We start from the raw sequence: 3,441 nt of genomic DNA, 5'->3' as shown, positions 1-3,441 counted from the left end.
ATGCTCGTACCTAATTCCATGTCCGATCCCTCCAATTTAAATCCCTCTAACTCAACAATTACGCACATTCGTTCTCTTTTTCCTCATTATACCAAACAAATGTTCCGTCATCAAGAAAAATATCCCAACTCTCCATCTTGTTCTATCTACTCTAAAAAGGTTGGATGAATTCATCTCCTATAAAGGTCGGATGATTTAATCACCTATTTCTGAACGAAAGGGATAATGGTGTAAAAGAGGCGCGAAAAAAGGGGATAAGGGGGAAAAGGAGCGGGAAGCCCGCATTGAGCAGCAAAAGTGGAGGGGGATAACCAGGGCCGCATTTTCCGCTGTCAAAAAGTTCGTTGAGCCGGGTGCTTGACGGGGGATTTATTAAGGAGTATATTATTAACCGCTGAAATATTTAAGTAGTAAATTAATTAAATTGTTAAATTAATCGAACGGCTCAAGGCAGGAAGGAGGAGAGAAACGTTGGTGAAAAAAGAAGAGCTGTTCGAAGTCACCTCGATGTTTCGAACGCTGTTCAAGGCGATCACGCAGGAGTGGAACAAACGCGGGGGTGAGTTTAACCTTAGTTTTCCGCAATATAAAATGCTCTACATGCTGCACACCTCCGGTACGCATACCGTATCGCAGATCGCAGAGAGCTTGGGGATTACCTCGGCAGCAATCACGGGAATTACGGACCGGTTGGTTACGGAGGGGTATGTGAACCGCGAACGCGGGGAGAACGACCGCCGGGTTGTAAACATCTCGATTACCGATCGGGGGAGGGAAATCATCAACCAGATCACCGAACGGCAGAAGGAGATGCTCGAGGGGATTTTTGATCAGCTGCATGAGGAAGATTTACAGCATTTGCGGCGAATTCTTGGCGTGGTGCTTGCAAATATAGAAAATAAATCATAACGGAGATGGAGAAACTACATGGAACATTTATCACTTAAACGCAAAGTTTCGATCATGATCGCTATCATGGCCGCGATGTTCTTCGCCGCCATCAACCAGACGATCGTGAGCACAGCCATGCCGCGAATTATTTCGATTCTGGACGGCATGGACTATTATACTTGGACGATCAATATTTACTTGCTGACGTCCACAATTGCTACCGTCCTGGTCGGCAAGCTGTCCGATATGTACGGGCGGAAGCCGTTCCTGTTGATTGGGATTCTGCTCTTTATGATGGGCGCTTTTATGACGGGGACGTCTTCGGACGTGTTCCAGTTCATCGCTTACCGGGGGATTCAAGGGATCGGCGCCGGGATTATCCAGTCGACGGCCTTTACGGCTGTAGGTGACTTGTTCCCGCCGCGGGAGCGCGGGAAATGGATGGGTCTGATGACCGCGATTTTTGGCTTTTCGAGCGTACTTGGCCCAACCTTGGGCGGTTACCTCGTCGATCACATGGATTGGCACTGGCTGTTCTGGATCTTCCTGCCGCTGGGCATTGTAGCATTTATCATGATTTTGTCGCTATTTCCAAAGATGGAACGCGGCAGCTCTCAAAGTATCGACTATGTAGGCTCGTTGTTTATGACGACAACAATTGTGCCGCTGCTGTTGGCCTTCTCTTGGGCGGGAACGACCTACGCTTGGGGTTCGACGCAAATCATCGGTTTGCTGGTGGCCACAGTCGTGTCTGGTTTGATCTTCGTGTTCGTGGAATCGAAGGCGAAAAATCCGATTTTGCCGCTGCACTTGTTTAAAAACGATGTGGTGACGATTTCGAATATAATCGGTTTTATTATGAACTTCGGAATGATGGGCGCCCTGATTTACTTGTCGTTCTTCGTACAGGGCGTGTTGGGCATTTCGCCGACTTATGCCGGCTACGTTACGATGCCGATGTCTATCGTCATGGTTGTCGCGAGCGCCATCACTGGTCAGTTAATCGCCAAGAAAGGGAAATACAAACAGTTTGCCTTGTTTGGTATTCCGATCATGATCGCAGGGATGGTCATCATGATCTTCATGAACAGCGTACCGGTTGCCATTCTTAGTATGATCGTATTTGGTTTAGGCTTGGGTGTCGGGATGCCGGTATTCTCGCTGGCCACGCAAAATGCCGTGCCGCATAAAGAGCTTGGCGTTGTTACTGCATCGACGCAGCTGTTCCGTAACCTTGGCGGTACGATTGGGATCGCCGTGATGGGGACGGTCATGTCCAACAACTTGACGAAAAACCTGAAAGAGGCGCTGCAATCCTCGTCTGCACCGGATATGAGCCAGATGGATCCGCAATTGGTTCAGCGAATGACGGCCTTCGCTAATCCGCAGACGTTGATGAACAAGCCGCTGCTGGAGCAAACGCAAGCAAGTTTGCCGGCTGATGCACAGCCGCTGTTTGCACAGATGATCCAAGGCATCCGTGATGCCTTGGGAACTACGTTGTCTACCGTATTCTTTACAGGTACGTTGGTGTTGGTTGTGGCCTTCGTGCTGGTCTTCTTCCTTCGTGAGCTGCCGCTTCGGTCCACGAACCAGGAACCAACACCCCAAACTGCCAAGGAAGGCGGCGAGGAAGGTGCGGTGCAAGCGGCAAAAGCCTCGGCTCCGCATCAAGCTTAAGTCAGAAGTTCTCTATGTAAGTTTTAGCTGTTTCATCAAGCCAGAGTTATCGCATTTCGGATGCGAAGACTCTGGCTTTTTGCGTTAAGTTGATGTGAGAAAAACGTGGCGAAAATTGTTGATTTAACAGAAGTATTGGACAATTTTGCGGAATTAAATTTCAAAATATATTTTCTTATTGAAATAAAATTTCAACGTCTTTATAATTGCCCTAAGAGCAAAACTATCAGCTGATTTAAGTAAGGCCAAGGAGGGTTGCAGATGAGCGAAGTGAATTGGCTCGAGGCTACGGAAGCGGCGGAAGCGATGGGACTGGACCCGGATCGAGTTCCGTGGATCGGGAATACGCTGCGCGAAGCGGTGAGCGCAGGGGAGATTCCCGGCGGAGTTGCGGTTGTGTCCCGGCGCGGCAGGCGAATTCGCTTCGCCTGCGGTAACGCCGTGGACGACGACACCGGGAAGACGCCGGTCTCGTTTGAGACGATCTTCGACTGCGCCTCGCTGACGAAGATCGTGGTGACGCTGCCGCTGACCTTGCTGCTGGCCGAATGCGGGCAGCTGCGGCTGGATGATCCGGCAGCGTTGTACTTGCCGTCCCTGGCCGCCGCGGAAGCGAAGCGGCGGTCAGGGACGGGGGGAGAGCAGATGACGCTCCGGCATCTGCTCACGCATACGGCGGGCCTGGCACCATTCTACGATCTGCACTCCTACGGCTTCAGCCGGGGGGAGATTGTGGACTTCATTTGCCAGGCTCCGCCGGAAGCAGCCCCGGGCGCTAGGGTGGTGTATAGCGACCTGGGCTATATTTTGCTTGGCGAGATCATCGCCAAGGTGGCGGGACGCCCGCTGCCGGAGCTGGCGTCAGCGGAG

General features: G+C 51.3%; 3 protein-coding genes. All 3 read left to right on the top strand.

Going from position 1 to position 3,441, the window contains the following annotated elements:
* Nucleotides 1-471 precede the first annotated feature (471 nt).
* Nucleotides 472-909: a MarR family winged helix-turn-helix transcriptional regulator gene (locus POTG_RS08010; RefSeq protein ID WP_009224322.1), complete on the top strand. Its 438-nt coding sequence runs from the start codon at nt 472-474 to the stop codon at nt 907-909.
* 18 nt (nt 910-927) lie between these two features.
* Complete coding sequence (locus tag POTG_RS08005; RefSeq protein ID WP_009224321.1) at nt 928-2,571, top strand: MDR family MFS transporter; 1,644 nt, start codon at nt 928-930, stop codon at nt 2,569-2,571.
* A gap of 261 nt (nt 2,572-2,832) precedes the next feature.
* Nucleotides 2,833-3,441 (top strand): serine hydrolase domain-containing protein (locus POTG_RS08000; RefSeq protein WP_009224320.1); only part of this gene is annotated, 609 nt, incomplete at its 3' end.

Source organism: Paenibacillus sp. oral taxon 786 str. D14, from assembly GCF_000159955.1.
GTDB classification, from domain to species: Bacteria; Bacillota; Bacilli; order Paenibacillales; family Paenibacillaceae; genus Fontibacillus; species Fontibacillus phoenicis.
This window is presented reverse-complemented; position numbering and strand designations above follow the sequence as displayed.

Coding starts and splice junctions, on each gene's coding strand:
- POTG_RS08005 (WP_009224321.1), top strand. CDS start 928: ATGGAACATTTATCACTTAAACGCAAAGTTTCGATCATGATCGCTATC.